Source organism: Sphingobacterium sp. UBA3549, from assembly GCF_002376635.1.
In the GTDB taxonomy this organism is placed as follows: Bacteria; Bacteroidota; Bacteroidia; order Sphingobacteriales; family Sphingobacteriaceae; genus Sphingobacterium.
The window spans coordinates 11,880-37,864 of sequence record NZ_DFOE01000026.1 but is presented as its reverse complement, the minus strand read 5'-3'; the positions used below and the strand labels follow the sequence as shown (position 1 = coordinate 37,864).

Below are 25,985 nucleotides of genomic sequence, written 5' to 3'. Positions count from 1 at the left end.
TTTAAAAGAATAGGGAAGGTTGTTGTATTGCCCTTTCAAAGGTGCAAATATACGGATATATCTTATTTTTTATGTCTTTTAGATCGCTCAGAAATTTCGTTTTGCAGGTGTTTAACACATTTTTTGAAGCTAATTAGGTTGGAACAAATCTGTTTTATCAGCGGTTGGTGGAATCGTAATGTTTGATGGTAGCAAATTGCTGTAATGCGGTCTGTTATTTGTATTGGTCGAATAGGGGAATGAGGCCTTTGCTTTCAGCGGGATTTGGCGATTATCGTTATGAAATCTATTTTTTTTGTCTTTTTTGCAATAAATTATTGCCATTCCTTTCAGAATTGCCTTTATTTGCACAAATCTCAAATTAGATGGCGAAAAATTTATTGATAGTTGAGTCTCCAGCGAAAGCGAAAACGATAGAAGGATATTTAGGAAAGGATTTTTTGGTTAAGTCGAGTTATGGACATATTCGCGACTTGGTGAAAACCGATGATGCGATTAACACCGAAAATAATTTCGAACAAAAGTATGAAGTTCCATCCGATAAAAAGGCTGTTGTAAGTGAACTGAAGAAATTGGCTAAAGCTGCTGAAACTGTTTGGCTAGCATCCGATGAGGACCGCGAAGGAGAAGCGATTTCATGGCATTTATTTGAGACATTAGGATTGAAAGATGAGAGTACGAAAAGAATCGTTTTTCATGAAATTACGAAGCCAGCTATTCTAAAAGCTATTGACAATCCTCGTAAAATAGACTATAACCTTGTTAACGCTCAGCAGGCCCGGCGCGTGTTGGATCGGTTGGTTGGTTTCGAGTTATCTCCAGTTCTTTGGAAGAAAGTTAAACCTTCATTGTCTGCAGGACGAGTACAATCTGTTGCAGTTCGTTTAATTGTTGATCGTGAACGTGAGATCAATAAATTTGAGCCAGAGGCTGCCTTTAAGATTGTAGCGTTCTTTCATACTGGAAAAGTTAAAGATAGTTTCAAAGCTGAGCTTCCACAGCGTTTTGCTACGGAAGCGGAGGCTACCAAATTTTTGGAAGATTGTAAATCAGCCTTGTTTTCTGTCAAAAATTTAGAAACAAAACCTGCCAAACGTTCGCCATCGGCTCCGTTTACAACGTCAACATTACAGCAGGAAGCCAGTAGAAAACTTGGATTTTCTGTAGCGCGCACAATGCAGGTCGCTCAAAGGCTATATGAGTCAGGACGGATTACCTATATGCGTACCGATTCTGTCAATTTAAGCGATACGGCAATTGAGGCGGCTGAAAAAGAAATTAAATCTGCTTACGGTAACCAATATCATAAGGTCAGAAAATACAAAACGAAGACATCGGGTGCACAGGAGGCACACGAAGCTATCCGTCCGACCTATTTTTCCGAGCATACCATCGATGGAGATGCTTCTGAGAAGAGGTTGTACGAACTTATTTGGAAAAGAGCTATCGCATCGCAAATGAGTGAGGCTGAGTTTGAACGTACGTTGGCAAAGATTTCCATATCAACGCGCTCAGAAGATTTGAGTGCTTCGGGAGAGGTAATGAAGTTTGATGGATTTCTAAAAGTTTATATGGAATCTTTGGATGACGATCAGGAAAATACTGTGGATGAAGATAGTGATAATGCTATCCTTCCACCGTTAACTGCGGGTCAACCATTGACTTTGAAAAGTATGTCAGCAACGGAGCGGTTTACACGCCCTCCTGCACGATATACAGAAGCTGGTTTGGTGAAAAAATTGGAGGAATTAGGGATTGGTCGTCCTTCAACATATGCACCTACTATTTCCACAATTCAAAATCGCGGTTATGTCGTGAAAGAAGAGCGTGAAGGTAAATCGCGTGATTACCGTGTACTGACATTGAAGGATGCTGAATTAACGGCAGTCACAAAAACCGAAATTACTGGTGCTGAGAAAGGAAAAATGTTCCCAACGGATATCGGTGTTGTGGTGAATGATTTTTTGGTTGAACATTTCAATGGCATTGTAGATTTTCACTTTACGGCTAATGTCGAAAAAGAGTTTGATGATATTGCGCATGGTTTGACGGAATGGACAAAAATGTTGCATGATTTCTATGGACCATTTCATTCTGAAGTAGAGGATACTTTAGAAAATGCTGATCGTGCGAATAATGAGCGTGAACTTGGTGTCGATCCGGTTTCGGGAAAACCCGTTTCGGTTCGTATCGGTAAGTTTGGTCCATTGGTACAGATTGGTTCTCCGGACGACGAGGAGAAGCCCCGCTTTGCTTCTTTACGTAAAGGACAGATGATTGAAACCATCACTTTTGAGGATGCCATGGAGCTCTTTAAATTGCCTAAAAAAGTTGGTTTATTTGAGGATAAGGAGATGACTGTTGCGGTGGGTCGATTTGGACCTTATATCCGGCACAATTCGGCTTTTTATTCTATACCGAAAGGTTTGGATCCTTTGGACGTGACTGAGGAAGAAGCAATACAGATTATTAAAGACAAGCGTCAAAAAGATATAGAAAAAGTCATTCGCGTATTTGATGAAAATGAGGAAGCTCAAATTGAGCAGGGCAGATGGGGGCCATTCATTCGTTTTGGTAAGCAAAATTTGAAAATCCCGAAAGGGATGGAAATTGAAAAAATAACGTATGCTGATGTGTTGAAATGGGCTGAGGCTGATGCACCGAAAGGTAAAGCTACTAAAGCAAAAGCAACAGAAAAGAAAAGCGTAGCTAAAAAAGCTCCCGCGAAGAAGGCTCCGGCTAAGAAAACTACAAAGTCTAAATAAGGATGAAAGCAGATTTGCCTGAAAATATTGTCAAAGACATTATGATCGCCGTTGTTTTGGAAGGCGAGACCGTAGAGACAAAAAACTGGACCGTTTATGTAATTAATGATAAGAACATCGCAATTCAGAATGTGTTGATCAGCTCAAAAGGCTATGGCGAAAAGGATGGACGTCAGGTTACTACCACTACTTTACGCCATTTTATAGGAAATATAGCCGCTAAATCTTTTGATCGTGTGGAAGCAATAGACGAGCAGGTTTTTGGTTTGACAAACGAATATTGGGTGAGTTTCTATATCGACAACATCATTTACGATAAGAAATACATTTTCTTGCCCGAAAGCATAGTAGATGGCAACCTGATGAAAGTTCCGTTGGTGAATAAGCCGGGTGTAATTATAGGAGGAAACGAATAATGAGTGGGCGTCACAATTTCATTATCGCAATAGACGGATTTTCATCGTGTGGTAAAAGCACATTAGCCAAATCTTTAGCAAAGAAACTGAAATTTGCGTTTATTGACAGCGGTGCAATGTATAGAGCCGTTACGCTCTATTTTATCCGTCATAACATCGCCCTGGATGACCAGGCAACTATTGAAAGCGCGCTGAAAGATATCCATATCGATTTTATACCCAATGCAATAAAGACGGAAATTCATTTAAATGATGAGGATATCTCTGAAGAGATTCGTCAGATGTATATTTCGGATAAAGTGAGTGATGTGAGCGCAATTAAAGCTGTTCGCGTGGCGATGGTTGCGCAGCAGCAAAAGCTAGGAAGCAGAAGGAACATTATTATGGATGGCCGGGATATAGGGACTACCGTTTTTCCCGATGCTGATCTCAAGATTTTTATGACAGCTGATCCTAAAGTTCGGGCTGCGAGGCGTTACCTTGAATTAACCGAAAAAGGGGAAGATGTGACTTTAGAAGAAGTCGTTGAAAATTTAGCAACCCGTGACCGTATCGACAGTACTCGCGCAGAAAGTCCATTACGGCAAGCAGAAGATGCAATTGTATTGGATAATTCCAATTTAACACCTGAGCAGCAATTGCAATTTGTTGAAGAAGAATATTTGAAAGCGAGAGCTGCAAAAACTCAAGCATAGAAGAAAAAAAGCAGGGGAGATTTATGAATCTCCCCCGCTTTTTTTCTTCTATGTGTTTTTAATTTTACTATTTCACACTATTGATTTGCTGTTGTTCTAATAATTTATTCACATTATTTTTTTCTCCGAATTCCTCTGTTTGCTCTTGAAATGATTCCAGAAGAGCTTTTATAGCATCTGAATTATCTGCTGTACGTTGATAGATATCAGGAATTGTCTTTTCAATATTTTTATCGCCTAGCTCGATGTTATCAACTTCGATTTTGCCTATTTTTTCTAAAACAGCTTGTTGACTATTCCGGACATCTTCTAATTCTCTTGCTATTTTTTCCATCAATTGGAATTTCTTCAATTTATCCATATGCAATATCTTTTAGTTACTACAATAAGAACAAGGTGCTTCAAAAATTTGTTTTGTTTTTTTTAAAAAAGGACACGGGGCATTTTTTTAAAGGAATGAAAATATGGCTAAAGAAAAAGGCGAACCATAGCTGGTCCGCCTTTCCTACTTGCTTTAATTTCATTATTAATTTGTTCGTCCTGGATAAACTTCAAGTGCTTTTTCTAAACAAATCAAGGCATTATTAAGATCAACTTGATTAAGCACGTAGGCGAGTCTCACTTCATTTATACCAGCTCCCTCTGTGCTATAGAAACCCGTAGCTGGAGCCATCATGACTGTTTCATTGTTATACGAAAATTCTTCCAGCATCCATTGGCAGAATCTGTCTGCATTGTCAATTGGTAGTTTGGCGACGACGTAAAATGCTCCTCCAGGATTTGGAGAATAGACCCCTTCAATGGCATTCAGTCCTTTCACAAGGGTATCTCTTCGCGCTGTATATTCCTTCGACACAGCTTCAAAATAGCTGTCGGGTGTATCAACAGCTGCTTCACCTGCAATCTGTCCTTCCAAAGAAGGGCTTAAGCGAGCTTGAGCAAATTTAAGTGCCGTTTGGTATAGTTCTTTATTTTTTGTAATGATACATCCAATACGGGCACCGCATGCAGAGTAACGTTTTGATACCGTATCGAAGATAACGACATTATTTTCGAGCCCTTCCAAGTGCATTGGAGAAATAAACTCTCTACCGTCATAGCAGAATTCGCGATACGCTTCATCCGAGAAAAGGTAAAGATCATATTTTAAGCAAAGCTCGCGTAAAGCCTCTAGTTCGGCTCTGGAATAAAGATAACCCGTAGGGTTATTTGGGTTGCAGATACAGATCGCTTTGGTTTTGGACGTAATTACTTTTTCAAACTCGGCGATAGAAGGGAGGGCAAATCCGCTTTCGATGTATGACATGATAGGTTTTATCACAACATCTGAGGAGCAGGCAAAACCGTTATAATTCGCGTAGAACGGCTCTGGAATAATAATTTCTTCGCCTTCATTCAAGCAGGCCTGCATTGCGATCGTAATGGCTTCCGAGCCACCGTTTGTTACCAATATATCTGTAGGCTCGATATTATAATTCAGTTTATTATAATATTCAGCTAATTTGTTCCGATACGAGGCAGTACCTTCAGATGGCGTGTAGGCCCATACTTTGAACTCAATATTTTTCAAAGCATTAAGCATAACTTCAGGCGTCTGGATATCAGGCTGTCCGATATTAAGGTGGTATATCTTCTTACCTTCTTTTTTTGCTTGATCAGCATACGGCGTCAGTTTTCTGATTGGTGACGCAGGCATATTAAGCCCCTTTTCTGATAGTACTGGCATTATAGTTTTTTTAAAATTAGTCGTGCAAATTTAACCAAAATAAAACGAAAAAAGCCACATCATAATGTGGCTTTTTTCGTTTTATATTTCTAGTATTATTATTCCACTATACCCTTAATATAGAGCGTCTTTACAGGAGTCTTGGTATTTGACTGTACTGTAAAGCTCTTTGTGAATGGAGCTTTGGCAGCTGCGTTATATGTCACTTTGATGGTGCCACTTTCACCCGGTTTAATCGGGGTTTTTGTAAATTCTGCCACAGAACAACCACAAGTCGGCACAACGTTTGAAATGATAATTGGCTCACTACCAGTATTTGAAAATTTGAAATTATACGAAACGGGTGTGCCTGCTGGTATTTTTCCAAAATCGTGGGTTTCTTTTTCGAACTTAAATTCCCCTTGGCCGGCCTGCATAGACGAAAAACCGATAAAGGAAATGATCACTGCTAAAATTGTTATATACTTTTTCATGCTTCTAAGATATTACTTTATGATTAAAATAGAACAACTGATATGCCAAATGTAGTATTTATTGCCAATTAATCTCCTATCTAACAACTTTATTACAGTTATATTATCCCTTCTTTAAGTAGGTCCTGAATATGAATAACGCCGGCATAATAATTTTTGTCGGATACCAATAGCTGCGTGATGTTATTTTCACGCATAATATGAAGGGCATTTGCCGCAAGTTCATTTTTATCAATGATTTTGGGTGATTTTCCCATAATGTCTCCGGCGGTAATTCTCGCTAGATCGTTATGTTTTTCCAACATTCGTCGTATATCGCCGTCGGTGATAATGCCAACAATACGGTCTTCGTCCAGTACAGCCACGGCACCCAGTCTAAACTGTGTAATGGTAATGATAATATCGCTGACAGTAGCCTGTTGTTGGACGCTAGGTTTTCCGTTCTGATCAGACAGGTCGCCCACCCTTAAGTACAATTTTTTGCCTAATGCTCCTCCAGGATGGTATTTGGCAAAATCTCTGTCCGTGAAATCGCGGCATTCCTGTAATACAACAGCAAGTGCATCACCCATGGCTAATTGTGCAGTTGTACTCGAGGTAGGGGCCAGATTGTTGGGACATGCTTCTTTTTCGACTGTGGTGTTCAAGATGTAGTCGGCATTTTTTGCCAAATAGGATTCCGTATTTCCAACCAAAGCAATCAGTACATTTTTCGTTTGCTTTAAAAAGGGGACCAACACTTTAATCTCAGGTGTGTTACCGCTTTTGGAGATGGCAATAATTAAATCATTTTGCTGGATGATCCCGAGATCGCCATGAATAGCATCAGCTGCATGCATGAAGATGGATGGTGTTCCAGTGGAATTTAACGTTGCTACGATCTTCTGTGCAATAATAGCACTTTTGCCAATCCCGGTAACGACAACTCTTCCCTGCAGATTTAATATGCGATTAACAATGGTAACAAAATCATCATCAATATATTGGGCTAAGGCAGCTACTGCTTTGGCTTCTTCTTGAATAGCTTGAATAGCTATATTTTTTATTTCGTAGTTGTTTTTCACAAAAAATACTCTTACTTTTATGTATTAGAATAGATTGCAAAAATAGATTATTTTTCAAGATTATTTCTTCATTTATCTATCTTATTTTTGCCCAAGGCGCAATGGAAATAGAAAAATCACTTTTCGACAATTTACAAGATTTTTTTGGTTTTGATACTTTTAAAGGAGATCAAGAGGCTATTATAACGAGTATTCTTCAACGAAGAGACACGTTTGTAATTATGCCGACCGGTGGGGGAAAATCAATTTGCTACCAACTTCCTGCACTCATGAGTGAGGGGACCGCAATTGTTATCTCTCCGCTGATAGCTTTAATGAAAAACCAAGTAGATCAACTTCGTGCATTCGGTGGCGAAGACAGTATCGCTCATTTTTTGAATTCTTCTTTAAATAAGAGTGAGATTACCAGGGTTAAGGATGATGTGGTCGCTGGAAAAACCAAGTTGCTGTATGTTGCTCCTGAATCGCTTGCCAAGCAAGAAAATTTGGAGTTTTTACATCAGATAAAAGTATCCTTTGTTGCTGTTGATGAAGCGCATTGTATTTCCGAATGGGGGCACGATTTCAGACCAGAATATCGTAAAATTCGCCAGGTAATTAATGAAATAGGGCCGAGTATTCCAATTATTGCGCTCACCGCCACGGCTACCCCGAAGGTACAGTCGGATATTCGTAAAAATTTACAGATGAATGATGCTGTTTTATTTAAATCATCATTTAATCGCAGTAATTTATATTATGAAGTAAGGCCAAAAAAAGATGTCGTTAAAGAGATTGTTCGTTTTATCAAAACAAAATCCGGGAAAACTGGCATCGTTTACTGCTTAAGCCGTAAGAAAGTGGAGGAGATTAGTGAAGTTTTAAACTTAAACGGGATTAAAGCTTTACCTTACCACGCGGGCTTAGATGCTAAAACCCGAGCGGATACGCAAGATAAATTTCTGATGGAGGATGTTGAAGTGATTGTGGCGACAATTGCTTTCGGTATGGGAATTGACAAACCGGATGTTCGCTATGTGATTCATCACGATATCCCTAAATCAATGGAAGGATATTACCAGGAAACTGGGCGTGCTGGACGTGATGGGGGAGATGGTTACTGTTTGGCTTTTTACTCCGAAAAGGACGTAGAAAAACTCACTAAGTTTATGAAAGATAAACCTGTGGCTGAACGGGAGATTGGTACACAGATTTTAAAAGAAGTTATCGATTATTCCGAGTCTGCTGTTTGTCGTCGTAAGCAGATCCTTCATTATTTCGGAGAAAATTTCGATGAACAAGGTTGTAATAACATGTGCGATAACTGTCGTTCCGCGAAGGAATATTTTGAGGCAGAGGAATCGTTGCGTGATGTACTGGGATTTATTCAGGAACAGGGAGAGAAGTTTGACGATCATCATGTGATTAACGTGATGATGGGACAAAATAATCAACCGGTGTCATCCTATAAGCATGATGAGCATCGCTTATTTGGAAAGGGGAAAGACAAAGGCGTTATCTATTGGAAGTCTTTGGTCAGACAGGCTGTTCTCGATAATTTTATTGAAAAAGATATTGATCATTATGGTCTTTTAAAATTGACGGATATTGGCAGGCATTATATAACCAATCCTTATCAGCTAAAATTTGTCATAAATCGTCCTATAGAGGGTAGCGACCATACAAATTCGGACGATGCTGGGCATGGTACAGGAGCTTTAGATACCGTATTGTTGGGCATGTTGAAAGACCTGCGTAAGAAAATAGCAAAGGGAAAAGCTTTACCTCCATTTGTCATTTTTCAGGATCCTTCGCTCGAAGAAATGTGTACGCATTACCCAATTAGCATCGATGAATTGAAACAAATTCAGGGTGTCGGCAATGGCAAAGCGATCAAATTTGGGCCGCCCTTTATTGCCTTGATCAAAGAGTACGTTGAGGAAAATGAAATTGACAGACCTGTGGACCTTGTCATTAAGAGTACAGCGAATAAATCCGCGTTAAAGGTATCTATCATTCAAAATATTGATCGTAAAATAGCTTTGGATGATATTGCTTCGGCTAAGGGGATTACTTATGAGGAAATATTGAAGGAAATTGAAACCATCGTAAATGCGGGTACTAAAATAAATATCAATTATTTTATTGACGAGATTATTGATGAGGATCGTCAGGATGAGGTGTACGACTATTTTAAGACGGCGGAGACTGATTCAATTAACAATGCATTGAAAGAACTTGGAGGCGATGACTATAGCTATGAGGATCTCCAATTGATGCGGATAAAATTTTTATCAGAGCTTGGCAATTAATTTTTTATAATTATATGATTAACAAATACATTCCTGAAATTAAGAACGGGACATCGCAGAACTTCTTTTTAATGGCGGGACCTTGTGCGATTGAAGGAGAAGAAATCGCTTTGCGTATTGCTGAGAAGATTGTTACTATTACAGATAAACTTAATATTCCCTATATTTTTAAAGGGTCTTACCGTAAGGCTAATAGATCTCGCCTCGACTCGTTTATGGGTATCGGTGATGAAAAGGCGTTGAAAATTTTGGAAAAGGTTGGTAATACCTTTGGTGTTCCGACCGTGACGGATATTCATGAAAGCCATGAGGCAGAAATGGCTGCTGCATATGTTGATGTTCTTCAAATTCCAGCTTTTTTATGCCGCCAAACTGATTTGCTAGTTGCTGCCGCAAAGACAAATAAGGTCGTTAATGTAAAAAAGGGACAATTTTTGAGTGCCGGGTCAATGAAATTTGCAGTCGATAAAATTTTGGAATCAGGCAATGAAAAGGTTTTTTTAACTGATCGTGGCAACACATTTGGGTATCAGGATCTTATTGTAGATTATCGTGGAATTCCTGAAATGCGTGCTTTTAATGTGCCTACAGTAATGGACTGCACACATTCTTTGCAGCAGCCCAATCAGACTTCTGGTGTAACGGGAGGGAAGCCAGCTTTAATTGAAACAATAGCGAAAGCTGCAATCGCAGTGGGAGCTGACGGTCTTTTCATAGAGACCCATCCCGATCCAGCAAATGCGAAGTCTGATGGAGCGAATATGTTGCATTTGGATTTGCTTGAAGGTTTGATGGAAAAGCTGATACGGATTAGACAAGCTATTTTATAGTATAATAAATAAATCGCAACAAAAGGGGGCCAATAGGCTCCTTTTTTAATAATCAATTGTATCAAACTTAAAACTCGTTATTGTATGTTCCCAAGAATAGTGTTGACAGTATATTTACTGTTATCTTTTTCTGTTATCAAATCGCAGGAGAATTATCGTTGGTTTTCACCACTTGAAGATGGGCATGTACAGGGTAGATTGGCAAATCAGAAACTCTCTGCCTTCAACCGGCTTCCGGATCAATTGGAAAGTCAAGTACGAAAACCTGTATGGGAGCTAGGTAAGAACAGTGCGGGTTTCTATGTCGACTTTCAGACATCTTCTCCAGAGATTACTGTTCAGTATCAGGTGGCCGGCGGACTCAATATGCCACACATGCCAACAACTGCTGTCAGCGGCGTGGATCTTTATGCCTTTGATACAGCAAAAAAGGAATGGAAATGGGCATATGGCAACTATGATTTTTCGGACACCGTCTCTTATAAATGGAAGAATATCGGTCGTAATGAAAAGTTTAATTATCGCTTATATCTTCCATTATATAATACAGTTAAGTGGTTAAAAATCGGTATTCCAAGCACAGCCAAATTTTCATATACGCATACAACTCCAAAAAAGCCAATAGTCGTCTATGGAACATCAATTGGCCAGGGGGCCTGTACGAGTCGGCCGGGTTTGGCTTGGACCAATCAAGTTGGACGTGCATTTGATCACGAAGTAATAAACTTATGTTTCTCGGGAAATGGCCGATTGGAAAAGCCAATTTTGAATGTGATGAATAGCGTGGATGCGGCCTGTTTTGTACTGGATTGTATTCCCAATCTCGCTATTTCGAATTCTTTAACAGAAAAGCAGTTGGATTCTTTGTTGGTCTATGCGGTAACATTTTTAAGAAAAGAACATCCGACTACGCCTATTATTTTGACACAACACAGTTCTGGGAATATTGAACAGGTTTTTAATGAAGATAAAAATGATGAATATCAGCAAAGCAGCCGGGTACTGAAAGCCACGTTTAGCAAATTACAGTCAAAGGGTGTTCGCCAGCTTTTTTTGTTATCGAGTCAAGAGCTTAATTTGGATCTGAACTCTACGGTTGACTACGCGCATCCAAATGATGAAGGGATGGAAAGAATTGCAAATGCTTATATTAAGTTGTTGAGAAAAGTTTTAAATTACCACTAAGAAGGGAAGTCTAAACTTCCCTTCTTAGTGGTAATTCTTTTTGAATTTCTATTTCTTTTTCATTTTCATGGTCATTTTCGCTTTTTCACCGCCACCATAATTAAAAGTTTTGGCATTGCTTTCTTTCTTTTGGTGAAATGCTCCTCCACGAGAACTATCTGTCTGGTCTTCTTCCTTATTGACCTTTTTCTTCTTATCGGTGGTCGAGTTATATATGGAAACATCTTCGGGTAGCTCTAATATGTCCATCCTTTTACCAACGGCCTGTTCGATTTTTTTCACCATAGGTAATTCCAGGTCCGTAGCAAAAGTCAGTATTATCGTTTCTTCATTCTCTTCATTCTTGAGGAGGTGATTTAAGAATTGTTCCTTTTCATTTGGTAATTCAAATTGGAAAACGAACGGAATAGCGGAAAGATCGATATCATTTGTGTTTTCTCTCGCAATGATCAATACACGGGATAGACTATTTTCTTTGAAGTCTTCAATGGCTTCATAACCGAAATCGTCGTAAAATAATGGATTGAGTACTGCAATTTCTTCTTTATTGCTGCTGAATAAGTGGCTGGCTAATTTCTGGGCCGTAAGTTTGGTGTTTACAAAAACGACTACTTTCTGAAATACTTCTTTATCTTGCAGCAGATGATTTAATAAATTGATTTTCGTTGTGAAATTAGGGACATGATATACGAGCAAATCCAAGGTGTCAACAGTATCGTTTTCGAGTTCGTCTACCTCTATGACGGCATAATCTTCATTCATAAAATTCTCTACCATGTCATAAAGTTTCTGGTGTTCAACCGTACTGTACACGATATGTTGCACCTTACCACAGCTTTCTGCCAATTCGCGTACGGGTGTTTGCATCCCTTGTTTGATAATCTCTTCTGCATCATCGATAATTAACGTTTGAATTCGATTGAGATTTAATGCTAGTTTAAGATAAATCGCTCTAGCACGATTTGGCGTAGCTACAACAATGTCCTTTCCATCAACTAATTCTCCGATTTCCTCTTCCATACTGCCTGAAGCGCGTAATCCAATGATGCGAAGATCTCTATTTTTGCTTAGTTGGTGGAACTTTTCAACGATTTCGTCGATACGTTCTTCATTTGGCGCCAAGATCAAAAACTTTGGAGCTTCATCTGTTGTGAATTTCAACTTCATCAAGGTGGTTAAAACATAAGTTGTGGTTTTACCAGCTCCTTCAGGAGCGATGGCAATGACATCCTGTCCACCAAGAATTCTGGAAATGCACCTACTCTGAATTTCCTTTGGAGCCAGATAACCGAGTTCAGTCATCGTAGCAGTCAATCTTTTGCTAAGTTTTAGTTTCTCTAACGACACGTATCCTTTAATTTATGTAAGTTACAAAAATACAAATTTAGATCTTACATCAGCTAATGTGCTCCCATTTTTGAAAACAGATTGATAACGATGACTCCAGCGATGATTAAGACCATACCAACAATCGCTGCTGTATCGGGAATCTGTTTAAATAAAAACATACCCACTAGTGTAATCGCTACAATTCCAACTCCTGACCAAATTGCGTAGGATATACCCACAGGTAAATATTTCAGGGTGATACTTAAAAAGTAGAATGCAATGATATACCCAACAATACTGATAATAGTAGGTTTTATCAGGGTAAAGCCTTCAGACTTTTTGAGGAAAGTGGTTGCGAAGATCTCAGCAGCTATAGCAAGAAATAAATAGATATACTTCATTATAGCAAAGGTATGATTTTTTGTTTAGCAAGTCCCGTCTGATTTGCATATCGAGCGCATCCGTTTAACTTGTATGTGCGATAATTTATTGTGTATAAAGCTAAATTTATCTAAGTTTGGACTATTCACTTAGCTAGCTGCAACAATTGATTTTATGGGGTATGTTCAGAATATTTGGTATTCAATTCTAATATTTTTTCTTTTTCTGTGTCCATGTTGTGCTGTATTTGCGCAAGAACAGCTGCAGGAGTTAAAGAAATCGTATTACAATCTTCCTTTAGGAAGCAGAGAGCGGTTTGTACTGACGGGAAAATACGCACAGGCCCTGTATTTTAATAATGAGAAAGCCCTGGCTGGTCAACTACTCCATGACAATATTCAGTTGGCTAGAAACTATCCTGATAAGCAGTATTATGCTTACTTGAATTGTATTGCTGCGATGAATAGTTTTAATGATCATGCTTTTGAAAAATCGAGATTTTATTTGGAACATGCTAAATCTGTGCTTCCGATTGTCAATGAAAATGGAACAAAAGGATATGTATATTACTGTGATGGATGGATTATGACACGGCAGAATAGAGAAGATGAGGCCGTTGCCCAATTTCACAAAGCGATTTCTTATTTAGAGAAGGCACCGCAGACAGAGGCAAATATCGCTCGTAAATTGGCCGTTTATAAAGAGCTAACAGCAATCTACGCCAATCAGCGTAATTATGATTTTCAAGAAAAGTATACTTCATTATTGTTGGAAACGGCTAAAGCAGGTGGGAATGTCAATAGCTTATTTGATGCCTACATGCAAGCTGGTTATCTGTTTGAAGAACAGTACAGGTTAAATAAAGCGAATTTTGATCTATTGCGTAAAGCTGAACAACACTATCTTGATGCGTATAGCTTGGTGAACAAGAATGATAAACATCTTATCAATCCAACGGATCGAGCCTATGTTTCCGTTAATCTTGCAAATTTATACCACGAGTTTTATTCGGATAGTGGTGTTAAAAAAGCGATAGCCTACGCTAAGCAAGCTTTAGATATCGCTGCTGAAACTGGACAATATGCCATCACGATACCCGCTTATGGTATCCTCGCGGATGAAGCTTTCAAAGCTGGCGCTCGTGATGAAGGTAAGAAATACCTGCAAAAAGCTTTGGATAATCTTAATCGAGAGCCGCATTATGATTATCAGGTGGGGTTAAGTCTATTTAGCAGACTGGCTGAAGTAAGTGTTGAAGAAGGAAAATATAAAGAAGCGTTCAACTATCAAAAAAGCTATATTGATGTATTTGAAAAAGCTTTTAATTCGGATAAACTAGATAAGACCAAACAGCTGGAGCTGAAGTTTGAGCGAGAATTACAGAACCAAAAGTTAATGCGTCTTCGTTTGGAGGGAGAGAAAAAGGAACAGCAGATTAAGTTGATGAAAGCTTTGAATGACAGACAGCATCAACTGGTTGAGAATTTGAAATTGAATGAACTGAATCGTACCCAGCAGCTTAAAGTATTACAACTCGAAAGAGATAAAAAGGAGCAAGATTTGCAATTAAGCCGACTGGAAAATACACAACGTTTACAAGAGCTTGACGTGTCAAAAAAGAAAATTGCTTTTAAGTCGCGAATGAATTCGATTTATATTTGGTTATTTATTAGTTGTTTGGTTGTCATCGTTTTGCTTTTTTACGCCTATTGGCAGCGTTCCAATGCATTGAAACAGCGGGAGCATTTGCATCAATTAGAAATCGAAAAGAAAAATCAGCAACACGCGATTGAAAGCCTGACAGCAATGCTCGCTGGGGAAGAGAAGGAGCGGACACGCATTGCCCGTGACCTGCATGATGGGTTGGGTGGTTTACTGTCTAGTACGAAGTTAGGTTTATCGGAGCTTAATAAGGCTACTTTAGAAAAGGAATCCGTACAGGAAGGAATAGATCGAAGCATTGATCTGTTGGATGGGGCGGTAGATGAACTTCGTCGGCTTGCCCATAACCTTATGCCTGATCTAATTGTGAAATATGGTTTGAAGGAGACTTTAAGAGACTATGCGAGTCGTATGAGCCAGGTTACATGTCTCGTTGAATGCGAATTTCTACAATTTGAATCAACGTTGAGTACTGAACAGGAAATTTCTTTATATCGAATTATTCAGGAATTGGTCAATAACGCATTGAAGCATGCTAGTGCTTCCAATATTTTAATACAGCTTTCTTCACATAATGAGCGTTTACATATCACAATTGAAGATGATGGCAAGGGTTTTGATATAGAAAGTGTCGATTTGCAGCATGCAGCAGGAATGCATAATGTGCGTTCAAGACTTTCGTTTTTAAACGGCGAAATGAAGCTTATGTCTGATTACGGCTCGGGTACTACGATAGAGTTGGAAATACCCATGGTTTAACTTTTAGAAAAATGATAAAAATAGCGATTACAGACGATCATCCCTTGTTGCTTGAAGGATTGAAAAACATTATCAACGCGCATGAAGATTTTGAAGTTGTCGGCATGTATTCTAGCGCAACCGAGCTGTCGAAGAATATTGCTGTAGACATGCCAATGGTACTGCTCCTCGATATTAATCTACCGGACGCTAATGGAATAGATTTAGTTAAAGGCCTGAAAGAGAATAACAATGGTCTGAAAATAATCGCGTTTAGTGTACACAATGAATTTGCTGTCATCAATAGTATTCTAAACGAGGGAGCCGATGCCTATTTACAGAAAAATGCAAATGGCGATGAAATACTGACTGCTATTTCACATGTTATTGTTGGAAAGCGCTATATCTGTGAGAAAACCCAGACTATTTTGAATAAGAAATCGGAGATAGGGCTAAAGCAGGTGCCAAAATTGACACGTCGTGAAAAAGAAGTGCTCAGTTTCGTAGCGAAAGGTATGACAACTAATCAAATTGCTGAATCTCTCTTTATCAGTTCGCACACAGTAGAAAGTCATCGCAAAAATCTAATGGAGAAATTTCAAACGAAGAGCGTTACTGCCGCTGTAAAATCTGCCCTGGAATATGGTTTAATTCGAGAATCTTAAATGGAATTACCAATTCCCTGATTTCAGGGGGGAAAAAAGCGCTATTTGATTGATATTTTTGATCTCGTTATTTTAAATCTCGCTATTTTTAGGTTGAACGTGTCAAACTCCAATATTGAAAACTAAACACATACTTTATGTCAAAAAGGCAAATAGTTTCATTAGCTGAATTGTAGGATTTTTATACTGAGTTTGCTTCAGCCATAAATAGTGTGGTATAGGTTTCTGTTGGCGTATCCAACGCGATAGATTTAATTCATTGGAAGACTAGGGTTCCCTTTTGACGGGTATTAGATAGGCAACTCACACTTATAGATTGAATCGATATGATAAAAAAGACAATAGTTTGGACGATAGGGATTGTTATACTTTTGATAATTACCGTATGGGGAATATACATACTCAGGCAGCAAGAGTCTTACAAATCATTGGTCCATAAAGAAAGTAAAGCATTATTAACGGTATCATTGGATGATATTTTGTTGAATCAGTTTTTTAATAAATGGAAGATATCACAAAAAGAAAGTTTGAATTTCGGCAAAAGGCTAAGTAAACTTCAAGATAATGGCATTGACATGAAAGCGAATGTCTTTCTTTTTACTTTGGAGGAACATCCAAAAAATTTTTATGCTTTTTTTCAGCTAAAGGATAAACAGCAATTCTTATTTTTTCTAAAAGAAGTCATACAAGTAGATTCTATCGAAAGAGGCGCCGATTCCGGGATGACGTATGCGTATGATCGGGCGAATAAAATGGCATTTTTGTGTAGAGGAAATGATTTATTGATTGGTGTAGGTTTTGATCTTGATAATAAGAAGGAAGAGATGCTGCAGCTCATTCAATCAAAAGGCGATATGGTGACTATCAAACAATTTATCGCCGATCCGAGCACACTTACCGGCCAATCGGTACGTTATAGTGATTTATCCACTAACAATTATGTTGAATTCACATTGAAAGGTGATCAAGTTGATGTTTATGGTGAATTTACCTCAAAAAATTGGAACTTTCCGAAAGAGTTCATTGTCAGGGAACTTGCATCGACACAATATATTGCAAAAGCTTGGGTCAATATCCCTACGAATCAACTGAAAAATAAACTAAAACAAGCGTTTGCAGAATTTCCGATGATGACCGATTCTCTTATCACACATTTGGACGGTAGTTATATTGATATTGAAATATTAAAAAATAAGGTAACTCAGACGGATACTATTGTCAATTATGCGGTTGATGAGAATTTCGAAACGGTCGAAGAGAAAACGCTATATAACACACTTGTTCCAGAAGTAAGAATTACCATGGGGGGAGATAGTAACCTCAATAAGTTTCTGCCAGATAAGCTGTTCTACCAATGGTTTAAAAAGCAAGATAGGGGATTCAGTATGTTGTCGACATCGCAAGACGTAAACAGACTAAACGGGAACTATAAGAAGACTGATGAGTTATCTCATGTTGCGATTCATCTGGCGGACTGGCCAAATGAAGTCAAAGTGTCGCCTATTTTAGGACTGAAAACCCTTGTTTCAGATCTCATCCTTAGTCTAAAAGTCGTAAAACAGGATCGATTGGTTCTGGAAGGTACTCTAAAAGACTATTCGCATTAAAACGTATAAAGGACAAACTTTCTCGACTACTTAATGGTTTGTTGTTGAGATAAAACGCGAAAATATGGCTATCAGAACTAAGAGTAGCAGTAAAATAAAAACGTATTGGCGAATTTTGAAAAGTACTGTTGCGGGATTTCTCAATGAAGATTCAATGAAGTACAGTGCGTCACTATCTTATTATACGGTTTTCTCGATCGGTCCAATATTCGTTCTAATCATTGCCTTGGCTGGAATTTTTTATGGAGAGGATGCCATTGAGGGGAGAGTGTTTATGGAGTTACGCGGTTTTGTGGGGAATAGTGCTGCTAAGCAGATTCAGGAGGTTATTCAGAATTTACAATTGTCAGGAAAGTCAAATCTGGCATTGCTGATCAGTAGTGTTACCTTAATTTTAGGGGCAACAACAGTTTTTGGGGATATCCAAAATTCCATCAACAAGATTTGGCACGTACGCGCGAAGCCAAAGAAAGGTTGGTTAAAGTTAATTCAGGACAGACTTTTGTCTTCATCATTGGTTATAGGATTGGGATTCTTGCTGGTTGTTACACTTATTATTAATGGTGTGATTTTGGCATTAATGGATCAGCTGCAGCGTTATTTTCCAGATATGACAGTTATGTTAGTGAACGGGATTAACTTTGGTTTATCCTTTGGAACTATTTTTCTTTTGTTCAGTGTCATATTTAAAATACTGCCGGATGTCAATATTCACTGGCGAACGGTTCGTGCTGGCGCTTTATTTACCTCAATTTTATTTGTGGTAGGCAGGTACTTAATCGGGGTGTATTTAGAACATTCGGCTACACAAGATACTTATGGTGCAGCGGGCTCGTTTGTGTTGATCTTGTTATGGGTTTATTATACAGCCGCTATCTTATATTTTGGTGCTATTTATACCAGAGAATATGCGACTGTAATGGGTATTCCAATAGAACCTTCGCCATATGCTGTTCATCTCGAAACTCAGGAAATCGAACGAGATGTTGCTGAAATTCCTCCAGCTCCACTAACACAACAAGAACAAACTATAGTGATAGAGGAAGCTCCAAAGTATCCAAAAAAATAATAGCTGTTGAATAGAAACACTTCTATATACGCTGAGCAAAAATGGGACGAAGCGTATATGCAGGAAACTTTATTCAAATGAGTAGAACTATTTAAATCCGATGCGATAATCACAAGTGACTTCGCTAAAATAGCAACCAATGTGGTTTCCCCGCCTGCGGGGGACACCACATTGGTTCTTTTATTTTATTCACTTAGGAAGTCAGTCCACTTTTGTTCAGATTCTGCTGAAGCAAGTACAGTTGCTAAAAACTTCATGCCCCGGACACCATCACTTACGGTCGGGAAGTCAGTCTCTTCTTCTGTCGGAACTTTACCTTCCATGGACGCTAAAAGTGTAGTTGCAAAATTTCTATAGATATTGGCAAATGCTTCAATATATCCTTCTGGGTGACCAGCAGGTAAGCGTATATTATGTTGTGCGAGTGGTGAAAGGTATGGTTGGCCCGTTCTAAAAAGCTGAGTCGGCTGATTGATATGTTTGACGATTAGTGTATTGGCATCTTGTTGGTTCCATTCTAAACCGCCTTCCTCACCATATACTCTAATTTTTAAGGCATTTTCTTCTCCGGCAGCGACCTGCGAGGCAGATAACACTCCTGTTGCACCGTTTTCAAATCGAAGTAAAATATTGCCGTCGTCTTCCAGTTTTCTGCCGTCGACGAAAGTTTGTAAGTCGGCACACATTTTAGTTATTTTCAGGCCTGAGATATATTCTGCTAAATGTGCTGCGTGCGTTCCGATATCACCCATACATCCGCTTTTTCCACTTTTTTCGGGATCTGTGCGCCAGAATGCCAGTGAGAGGCCGTTTTCGATGAGTTTACTGAGCCAACCTTGTGGGTACTCAACCATAATCTTTCTGATTGGACCTAGTCGACCTTCCTTCACCAGTTGACGGGCCTGTTTTACCATTGGATAAGCGGAGTATGTGTATGTCACACAGAGTGTTAATCCGGTTTCTTCCACTTTTTCTTGAAGTAAACTTGCTTGTTCAAGTGTTAAAGTCATCGGTTTTTCGAGGACGACATGAAAGCCATGGTCTAAAGCCATCATTGCCGGTTCAAAATGAGCAAAGTTAGGGGTGACGATGCTGACGAAGTCCATGCGTTCTTGCGCAGGGCGCTTGCTTTCTTGGAAGATCATTTCCTGATAACTTCCATAACTTCTTTCTTTTGGAAGTCCCAAAAGTAATCCAGATTCTTTTGCAACAATAGGATCAGAGTTTAGCGCTCCACAACATAATTCAATATGGCCGTCGATTCCGGCCGCCATACGGTGAACAGCACCAATAAAAGCATTTTTTCCTCCGCCTATCATACCCATTTTAAGTTTTGTAGTGCTCATAAAGTTAAATTTATAATGACGAGATCATTTATTTTACAAACCCAATAGTTTGCGATTGAGGCTATCATTTGTTTCTACTGCCGCGAAATTATCGAATGCCTTATCGGTAACCCGTATAATATAGTCTTTAATGTGCAGGGCACCTTCCCGAGCACCATCTTCAGCATTTTTAAATGCGCACTCCCATTCGAGTACAGCCCAGCCTTTAAAATCATACTGTGTAAGTTTGGTAAATATGGCTTTAAAGTCCACTTGTCCATCGCCAATTGATCTAAATCTACCAGCTCTGGCTTGCCAGTTCTGGTAGCCACCATACACACCCTGACGGCCAGAAGGTGTAAATTCAGCATCTTTAACATGAAACATCTTAATTCGCTCGTGATAGATGTCAATAAATTCGAGGTAATCGAGGCATTGAAGGACAAAATGGGAGGGATCATAAAGGATGTTTGCCCGTTTGTGATTATTTACGTTTTCGAGAAATAGGTCGAAAGTAACACCATCGTGCAAGTCTTCGCCCGGATGTAATTCATAACAGAGATCGACATCATACTGCTCGCATTCATCGAGTATGGGTAACCATAATTTGGCAAGTTCCGCAAATCCTGTCTCAATCAGGTTGGCTGGCCTTTGTGGCCAAGGGTATATAAATGGCCACAATAATGCGCCACTAAAGGTTGCTAATGCTTTCAGTCCAAGATTATGAGAGGCCTGTACGGCATATTTTAATTGTTGTATGGCCCACTGTTGTCGGGCTTGAGGATCGTGATGTACCTGCTGTGGTGCAAAAGCATCAAAGAGATCATCAAAACTTGGGTTTACAGCGATTAGTTGCCCTTGAAGATGGGTTGAGAGTTCCGTGATTTCCAATCCATAGGACTGTACTTTAGCTTTTAGGTCGAGTGCATAGCTTTTATCGCACGCTGCTTTTTCTAGATCAATAAAACGAGCATCTAAGGTTGGCAACTGAATACCTTTATAGCCGAGCGCTGAGGCCCATTGGCAGATATTTTCTAAGGAATTAAACGGGGGTTCATCGCCGATAAATTGTGCGAGAAAGATGGCAGGACCTTTAATTGTTGTCATATTTATTACGTTTAGAAAAGACCATATCTCAGACTGAAAAGATTTATATTCTGATTAGTTTGAAGCAATGATTTAGTCTCTAGTTTATACTATTATAATCTGGTTATTCAAGTTACGTACTTGTTTAATACAATATTACAAAAATTCGCAACCGGTTGCAATTAAATCAAAAAAAAACCTTAAACTTGTTTAGGGAGTCTATTCTACTTTGGTGGTGGGGCGGATAAGCCCTCGGTGCAGGGTAAGTTTACCGACAAACTTTGCAATGTTTTATGTTGGAAAATAACTCATTTTTAAAAGGGAGTTTTCCAACAAGTAATAACCAATTAAACCAACTACAACTACATGGCTAATAATGTATATGATGCTATTGTCATCGGGTCTGGAATCACTGGTGGCTGGGCAGCGAAGGAACTAACAGAGCGGGGCCTTAAAACCATAATGTTAGAAAGAGGACGCAATATTGAACATATTAAAGATTATCCATCCCCCAACAAAGATCCATGGGATTTTCCACATAGTGGCCGTGTACCATTGGATATTGCGCAGCACTATTTGCCATTTGGAATTAAAAATCAATGGATAAACGAAGGAAATATTGATTTCTGGACCAATGAAACTGAAAGTCCATATAAGGAAATAAAACCCTTTAATTGGTTCAGAGGTTATCAGGTTGGAGGGCGGTCGCTTATGTGGGGGCGGCAGAGTTATCGTTTGTCGGATATTGATTTTGAAGCTAATAGCAAAGATGGTTACGGTATAGATTGGCCTGTACGTTATCGGGAAATAGCGCCCTGGTACAGTTACGTAGAGAAATTTGCCGGCATCTCTGGTAATAAAGACGGAATAGCAGTGCTGCCCGACGGTGACTTTATGCCGCCGATGGATATGAACGTTGTGGAAAAAGATCTTGCTGCACGACTGAAATTGCATTACCAAGGCAAACGGCATTTTATAATTGGTAGGGTCGCCAACATAACAGTTCCGCATCATAACCGCATTAATTGCCAATACCAAAATAAATGCTGGCTTGGCTGTAATTTTGGCGCTTATTTTAGCACACAATCTGCAACATTACCTGCTGCGATGAAAACAGGGAAATTAACGTTACGTCCATTTGCCATCGTAAAGAATATTATTTATGACCCTGATACGCAGCGAGCTAAAGGAGTTGAAATAGTTGATGCGGAAACGAATCAGACGTATGAATATTTTGCCAAAATTGTTTTTGTATGTGCGTCGACTTTAAATTCCACCTGGTTATTAATGAATTCCGCTACTAATATATGGGAACATGGTCTCGGAAGTAGCAGTGGGGAGCTGGGGCATAATTTAATGGATCACATGTTAAATAGTGGTGCTGGCGGAAGCGTAGAGGGATTTGAAGACAAATATATTTTTGGACGAAGGGCTAATGGATTATATGTTCCCCGATTCGTTAATGTTCCCGGAGATCGTACGAAGAGAGATTATGTTCGTGGTTTTGGTTATCAGGGCGGTGCTTCAAGGCCACAATGGACGGGTGAGGTGGACAATATGAGCGTGGGCGGGGCCTGGAAAGATGCTATTACTGAGCCTGGCGGCTGGAAAATTGGATTCACTGCTTTCGGGGAAATACTGCCATACCACGATAATAGAGTCGTATTGGATTCGTCTATTCGCGATAAATGGGGACTTCCTGTATTAGCAATAGATGCAGCGATCAAGGAGAACGAGCGGAAGATAAGACGCGATGCCAGTAATGAAATGGTGGAAATGTTAACATCAATTGGTGTCAAAGATGTAAAGACCTACGATAATGGGTTCAGTATGGGGCAGGGAATTCACGAAATGGGAACAGCACGAATGGGCAATGATCCAAAAACATCCGTATTGAACAAATTTAATCAAGTATGGGATGCAAAAAATGTTTTTGTGACAGATGGGGCATTTATGACTTCTTCATCATGTGTGAATCCATCACTAACGTATATGGCATTTACCGCAAGGGCGGTAGATTTTGCCGTCAATGAGCTAAAAAAAGGAAATCTTTAATCTTTTCAAATTCTACCGCCCCCGTTAGCTTAATTGACTGCGGGGTCAATTAGTGAAGTGGTTAAACTCATAAACTTTAAAAGATTTTTGTTATCAAAGATTAGCGTTGTAAAATGCGTTCCCGTTTTCATGGTCAGGCTAGTACCGCCAGGGTAAGCGCTTCCATCATCAAGCATCTTCTGTTTGACTTCGTGACGACTGAATTTTGAGAGCGCATCCTGGAGGGTTGTTTTGTTCATTGCTAGATCGAAAGGTAGCCCCTCGACAACCAAAAACTTATCTTCAGGAATATCAAAAAAAAGTTCATTAACAGTTTTGTCATCGCCGTAATTGCTATACAGTTCTAAACCAGATTTAGTGATCCATTTTGCATACTTTTCCTCATTGGCATCTTCATAAAACTCCGTTTTGACATCCAACGCCGTAGCAATTTTATCCACTGTCTGCGGAAATATAAATTCTCGATTTTTATTTAACATGGTCCGTAGATCCACTTTGTTTTGGGCAAAAGCAGTTGTCGCAAGCAGTAGAGGAATCATGTTTAATGCGAAGCCTTTTATTTTTATCATCATCTTGTTGTGTATTTGAAGTTTTATATTTCAATGCAATTAAAATAATTAAACGGATAAAAATATACAATAGTATACTATATCTTTTTTTTAAAATCCACTAGACGTTCACCTATGGAGATTCAGATAGATAATGGGATTGTATTCTATTATTTAATTTAGCCCCAAAAGTGAATATAATAGGTCTTTTTTATTGCTGGCGATAGGAATAATTTTTCCATTCGAAAGCTGAACGATATTTCCATTTAGCGACTGAATATAATCTGTATTGACAATGAATGCTCTGTGAATTCGAAAGAAACTGGAATTGTGTAAAATTTCTTCCATGGCTTTCAAGGTGGATAATGTCTGGTTCGTACCATTAAGCGTGACAATGGTCAGGTAATTGCCCTGAGCCTCGATATAAACAATATCCTTTAGCATTAATCTGATAAACTTACTTTCACTTTTTATGAAAATTCGATCTGTTTTTACGGGACTATTTTTTAGCTTTTTAAGCGTATCTAGTTGTTCCTTTACTCTATTTACAGCCTTTAAAAACCGATCGAAACGAACCGGCTTAATGAGGTAATCCGCCGCTCCTTTTTCAAATCCGTCAATGGCAAAATGCCGATGTGCTGTGATAAAAATAAAGATGGGTTGCTGCGCTAGGGTTTCCAATAGGTCTAAGCCCGTCAACTTGGGCATTTCAATATCACTAAACACCAAATCAATGGGATTATCTTGCAAGAAGCTCATGGCCTCGACTGGCTTTCCGAATGTTTTTCTCAGTTCCAGAAAGGGTATTTGATTGACGAAATCCGTAATGAGTTCAATTCCTAAAGGCTCGTCATCAATGACGATGCAGCTATACTTTTCAATCATGCTGTAATGTGATATTTAATACAACTTTAAATTCACCGCCAGTATCTGTGATTTGGAGATCGCTCTTTGTCGGATAAATGAGATGGAGGCGTTTTCTTAAATTTTTAATACCGATACCTTTAGACGGAGCTATTTTTGTTCTATCTAAATTATCATAGTCATTTTTAATTTCAAAAATAAATTGATCTTTGGTAATGCTAATAAAAAGTTGGACAAATGAGTCCTCTTCATTTTTAAGTCCGTATTTAAAGGCGTTTTCGATTAGATTAAATGTCAATAATGGCGCAATTGTTAGGCAAGCAGCATGCTGTCGGCCTTCGATTTTCAATACAATTTTATAGTTTTGCGGATGCCGCATTTTTTCCAGTGAGAAGTAATTCTCAATAAAATCGAGCTCTTTGCTTAAGGAGACATATTCTGTATCCGAGTCATATAACGTGTATCCCATTATTTCGGATAAATTTAAAACAACCTCCGGCGCTGTTGGATCTTTTTTCATGGTCAAACGATAGAGATTATTAAGCGTATTGAATAGAAAATGTGGATTAAGTTGAGCTTTCAGAAAGTCCTTTTCTACTTGGATGTTTTCCAGTGACAACTTTAACTTCTGCTCTTGAATTCGCATCCTGTCTTTGTTTATTCTTCTCATATCAATTAATATTTTGGTAAAGAAAAAAGGAGACATCGAATAGATAGCAGATAATGCATTTAATGCAATCACCTTGAAACTGAAAACTGACCAAAGATTCGGAATGAAGTTTTTTTCTTTGCCCATTAATGGGTATAAATTAGATAGGTCATAACCATATTTGTAGGCTAGTACATAAAAAAGATTATTAATAAATAACCAAATAAAAATACATACCGGCGATGCTACAAACGGTAATATCCATAATTTTGAATTTCGCGCATAGGGTATGATCCAATAAAAAAAGAGATAAAATACAACAAGTGATGAAATCAGGACGCGGATCGATAAAAATAAGGATTGATTTGGCGGAATTGCTAACACATAGTAGTAGTTGCAGAACAGGAGCACCGTAAATATGAACCACATACCAAAATGTAACATGATTCGAACACTCGGCGTATAAAATGTTTCAATATTCTTTGTTTTAACGAAGGGATCTACCTGAGCGATAAATTTGGCAAGCTTATACTTTTTCATTGACCCTTATTTATTTTAATTT

Annotated in this window: 22 protein-coding genes; 11 read left to right on the top strand and 11 right to left on the bottom strand. The window is 38.8% G+C overall.

The features are described 5' to 3' along the window. Nucleotides 1–365 precede the first annotated feature (365 nt). From topA to cmk, 3 genes are read left to right on the top strand one after another with little or no spacing between them, the layout of a single operon-like run. Nucleotides 366–2,765 carry a type I DNA topoisomerase gene (gene topA / locus B2W36_RS13425; RefSeq protein ID WP_293884539.1) on the top strand — a complete coding sequence of 800 codons (2,400 nt, stop codon included), beginning with the start codon at nucleotides 366–368 and terminating at the stop codon, nucleotides 2,763–2,765. 2 nt (nucleotides 2,766–2,767) lie between these two features. Next, complete coding sequence (locus B2W36_RS13420) at nucleotides 2,768–3,181, top strand: hypothetical protein (protein WP_293884540.1); 414 nt, start codon at nucleotides 2,768–2,770, stop codon at nucleotides 3,179–3,181. Beyond that, nucleotides 3,181–3,876, top strand: coding sequence for a (d)CMP kinase (gene cmk / locus B2W36_RS13415; protein WP_209579162.1), 696 nt, complete (start codon nucleotides 3,181–3,183; stop codon nucleotides 3,874–3,876). The genes B2W36_RS13420 and cmk overlap by 1 nt, the downstream gene beginning before the upstream one ends. A 67-nt stretch (nucleotides 3,877–3,943) precedes the next feature. Here cmk and B2W36_RS13410 read toward each other — a convergent pair whose 3' ends face one another. The 4 genes from B2W36_RS13410 to B2W36_RS13395 form a co-directional block, all read right to left on the bottom strand. Then, nucleotides 3,944–4,237 (bottom strand): hypothetical protein, encoded by a 294-nt coding sequence (locus tag B2W36_RS13410; RefSeq protein ID WP_293888154.1) that lies wholly within the window; start codon nucleotides 4,235–4,237, stop codon nucleotides 3,944–3,946. A gap of 165 nt (nucleotides 4,238–4,402) precedes the next feature. Further along, nucleotides 4,403–5,602, bottom strand: a complete 1,200-nt coding sequence (locus B2W36_RS13405) for a pyridoxal phosphate-dependent aminotransferase (RefSeq protein ID WP_293888152.1) — start codon at nucleotides 5,600–5,602, stop codon at nucleotides 4,403–4,405. A gap of 98 nt (nucleotides 5,603–5,700) precedes the next feature. Continuing rightward, the gene (locus tag B2W36_RS13400) at nucleotides 5,701–6,075 is read right to left on the bottom strand and encodes a DUF1573 domain-containing protein (protein WP_209579165.1); all 375 of its coding nucleotides are present in this window, start codon (nucleotides 6,073–6,075) and stop codon (nucleotides 5,701–5,703) included. Between the two features lie 98 nt (nucleotides 6,076–6,173). Next, complete coding sequence (locus tag B2W36_RS13395) at nucleotides 6,174–7,139, bottom strand: KpsF/GutQ family sugar-phosphate isomerase (RefSeq protein ID WP_293884544.1); 966 nt, start codon at nucleotides 7,137–7,139, stop codon at nucleotides 6,174–6,176. A 101-nt stretch (nucleotides 7,140–7,240) separates the two neighbouring features. Between B2W36_RS13395 and recQ the strand changes: the two genes are divergently transcribed. The 3 genes from recQ (at nucleotide 7,241) to B2W36_RS13380 (ending at nucleotide 11,445) form a co-directional block, all read left to right on the top strand. Then, on the top strand, nucleotides 7,241–9,430 hold the full coding sequence (recQ, locus tag B2W36_RS13390) for a DNA helicase RecQ (protein ID WP_293884545.1): 2,190 nt from the start codon (nucleotides 7,241–7,243) through the stop codon (nucleotides 9,428–9,430). A 14-nt stretch (nucleotides 9,431–9,444) separates the two neighbouring features. Next, nucleotides 9,445–10,260, top strand: a complete 816-nt coding sequence (gene kdsA / locus B2W36_RS13385; protein ID WP_209579168.1) for a 3-deoxy-8-phosphooctulonate synthase — start codon at nucleotides 9,445–9,447, stop codon at nucleotides 10,258–10,260. Between the two features lie 84 nt (nucleotides 10,261–10,344). After that, the gene (locus B2W36_RS13380; protein ID WP_293888150.1) at nucleotides 10,345–11,445 is read left to right on the top strand and encodes an SGNH/GDSL hydrolase family protein; all 1,101 of its coding nucleotides are present in this window, start codon (nucleotides 10,345–10,347) and stop codon (nucleotides 11,443–11,445) included. A gap of 48 nt (nucleotides 11,446–11,493) precedes the next feature. Here the strand turns inward: B2W36_RS13380 and B2W36_RS13375 are convergent, their stop codons facing one another. Together B2W36_RS13375 and B2W36_RS13370 are read right to left on the bottom strand one after the other, a co-directional pair. After that, nucleotides 11,494–12,792, bottom strand: coding sequence for a DEAD/DEAH box helicase (locus tag B2W36_RS13375; protein WP_293884547.1), 1,299 nt, complete (start codon nucleotides 12,790–12,792; stop codon nucleotides 11,494–11,496). Between the two features lie 53 nt (nucleotides 12,793–12,845). Beyond that, a complete protein-coding gene (locus B2W36_RS13370) occupies nucleotides 12,846–13,178 on the bottom strand; it encodes a DMT family transporter (RefSeq protein WP_409530115.1) in 333 nt (110 codons plus the stop codon). 151 nt (nucleotides 13,179–13,329) lie between these two features. On the opposite strand from B2W36_RS13370, the gene B2W36_RS13365 reads away from it, so the two are divergent. The 4 genes from B2W36_RS13365 (at nucleotide 13,330) to B2W36_RS13350 (ending at nucleotide 18,896) form a co-directional block, all read left to right on the top strand. Beyond that, nucleotides 13,330–15,576: a sensor histidine kinase gene (locus B2W36_RS13365; RefSeq protein WP_293884549.1), complete on the top strand. Its 2,247-nt coding sequence runs from the start codon at nucleotides 13,330–13,332 to the stop codon at nucleotides 15,574–15,576. 11 nt (nucleotides 15,577–15,587) lie between these two features. Further along, nucleotides 15,588–16,220, top strand: a complete 633-nt coding sequence (locus B2W36_RS13360; RefSeq protein WP_293888148.1) for a response regulator — start codon at nucleotides 15,588–15,590, stop codon at nucleotides 16,218–16,220. A gap of 326 nt (nucleotides 16,221–16,546) precedes the next feature. Next, complete coding sequence (locus B2W36_RS13355) at nucleotides 16,547–17,827, top strand: hypothetical protein (RefSeq protein ID WP_293884551.1); 1,281 nt, start codon at nucleotides 16,547–16,549, stop codon at nucleotides 17,825–17,827. A 64-nt stretch (nucleotides 17,828–17,891) separates the two neighbouring features. Next, nucleotides 17,892–18,896, top strand: coding sequence for a YihY/virulence factor BrkB family protein (locus tag B2W36_RS13350; protein WP_293888146.1), 1,005 nt, complete (start codon nucleotides 17,892–17,894; stop codon nucleotides 18,894–18,896). A gap of 185 nt (nucleotides 18,897–19,081) precedes the next feature. On the opposite strand, the gene B2W36_RS13345 is transcribed toward B2W36_RS13350, so the two are convergent. Further along, complete coding sequence (locus tag B2W36_RS13345) at nucleotides 19,082–20,242, bottom strand: Gfo/Idh/MocA family protein (RefSeq protein ID WP_293884553.1); 1,161 nt, start codon at nucleotides 20,240–20,242, stop codon at nucleotides 19,082–19,084. Between the two features lie 33 nt (nucleotides 20,243–20,275). Further along, the gene (locus tag B2W36_RS13340; protein WP_293884554.1) at nucleotides 20,276–21,328 is read right to left on the bottom strand and encodes a sugar phosphate isomerase/epimerase family protein; all 1,053 of its coding nucleotides are present in this window, start codon (nucleotides 21,326–21,328) and stop codon (nucleotides 20,276–20,278) included. A 345-nt stretch (nucleotides 21,329–21,673) separates the two neighbouring features. Between B2W36_RS13340 and B2W36_RS13335 the strand changes: the two genes are divergently transcribed. Beyond that, a complete protein-coding gene (locus B2W36_RS13335) occupies nucleotides 21,674–23,362 on the top strand; it encodes a GMC oxidoreductase (RefSeq protein WP_293884555.1) in 1,689 nt (562 codons plus the stop codon). 29 nt (nucleotides 23,363–23,391) lie between these two features. On the opposite strand, the gene B2W36_RS13330 is transcribed toward B2W36_RS13335, so the two are convergent. The 3 genes from B2W36_RS13330 to B2W36_RS13320 all read right to left on the bottom strand — a co-directional run bounded on the left by B2W36_RS13330 (nucleotide 23,392) and on the right by B2W36_RS13320 (nucleotide 25,963). Continuing rightward, nucleotides 23,392–23,934 carry a hypothetical protein gene (locus tag B2W36_RS13330; RefSeq protein WP_293884556.1) on the bottom strand — a complete coding sequence of 181 codons (543 nt, stop codon included), beginning with the start codon at nucleotides 23,932–23,934 and terminating at the stop codon, nucleotides 23,392–23,394. Nucleotides 23,935–24,084: 150 nt separating this feature from the next. Next, nucleotides 24,085–24,795 (bottom strand): LytR/AlgR family response regulator transcription factor, encoded by a 711-nt coding sequence (locus B2W36_RS13325; protein WP_293884557.1) that lies wholly within the window; start codon nucleotides 24,793–24,795, stop codon nucleotides 24,085–24,087. Then, on the bottom strand, nucleotides 24,788–25,963 hold the full coding sequence (locus tag B2W36_RS13320) for a sensor histidine kinase (protein ID WP_293884558.1): 1,176 nt from the start codon (nucleotides 25,961–25,963) through the stop codon (nucleotides 24,788–24,790). The genes B2W36_RS13325 and B2W36_RS13320 overlap by 8 nt, the downstream gene beginning before the upstream one ends. Between the last annotated feature and the right edge of the window lie 22 nt (nucleotides 25,964–25,985).